This window comes from Candidatus Protofrankia californiensis (genome assembly GCF_900634765.1).
In the GTDB taxonomy this organism is placed as follows: domain Bacteria; phylum Actinomycetota; class Actinomycetes; order Frankiales; family Frankiaceae; genus Protofrankia; species Protofrankia californiensis.
This window is the reverse complement of the sequence record NZ_CAAAFT010000269.1, coordinates 1-894: the sequence shown is the minus strand read 5'-3', so window position 1 is coordinate 894 and position 894 is coordinate 1. Positions and strand designations below refer to the sequence as shown.

Sequence of the window (894 nt, the reverse complement as noted above, 5' to 3'; positions counted from 1 at the left end):
GCCCCACCTCGTGCACATCTCCACGGCGTACGTGGCGGGCCTGCGGTCCGGGCACGTGGCCGAGGGCCGCCTGGTGCACAACGTCGACTGGCGGACGGAGCAGGCGGCCGCGCAGCGGGCGCGCGTGGCGGCCGAGGACGCCTCCCGCACCCCCGACGCGCTGCGCGGGTTCCGGGAGCAGGCCGAGGCCGAACACGTCCGCGCCGGGGCCCAGACGGTCTCCCGCGAGGCCGAGCGCCGCCGCCGCAGGTGGGTGGACCGCAGGCTCGTCGACGTCGGCGGGGAGCGGGCCCGCGTGCTGGGCTGGACCGACTGCTACACCTTCACCAAGGCGCTCGCCGAGCGCTACCTGGAGGAGGAGCGAGACGGTCTGTCGCTGACGGTGGTGCGCCCGTCCATCATCGAAAGCGCGCTGGCCCGCCCGTTTCCGGGGTGGATCGAGGGCTTCAAGATGGCCGAACCGCTGATCATCGCCTACGGGCGCGGGGAGTTGCCGGACTTTCCGGCCTCCCCCGACGGCATCATCGACATCATCCCGGTCGACCTGGTGGTCAACGCGATCATCGCCGCGGCGGCGGCCACCCCGCCGGCATCCACCCCGGCCTACTACACGATCTGCTCGGGTTTCCGTAACCCGCTGCTGTTCCGGGACCTCTACGAGCACGTCCGTGAGTACTTCCAGCGCCACCCGTTGATCTCACGCAACCGTGGTGCCGTCGCGGCCACCGACTGGCGCTTCGCCGGGGCCGCGACGGTCGAGAGCAGGCTGCGGCGCGGTGAGCGGTTCACCGAGCTCGCCGGTCGGGCGCTGGGGTACGCGCCCCGCTCCGACCGGGTCCGCCAGGCCGCCCGCGACCTGGAGCAGCTCGATGAGCGGCTGTCGTTCCTGCGCCG

General features: G+C 73.3%; 1 protein-coding gene. It reads left to right on the top strand.

The features are described from left to right. Nucleotides 1-894 (top strand): SDR family oxidoreductase (locus DD1DGNOD_RS14785; protein WP_206443189.1); only part of this gene is annotated, 894 nt, incomplete at both ends.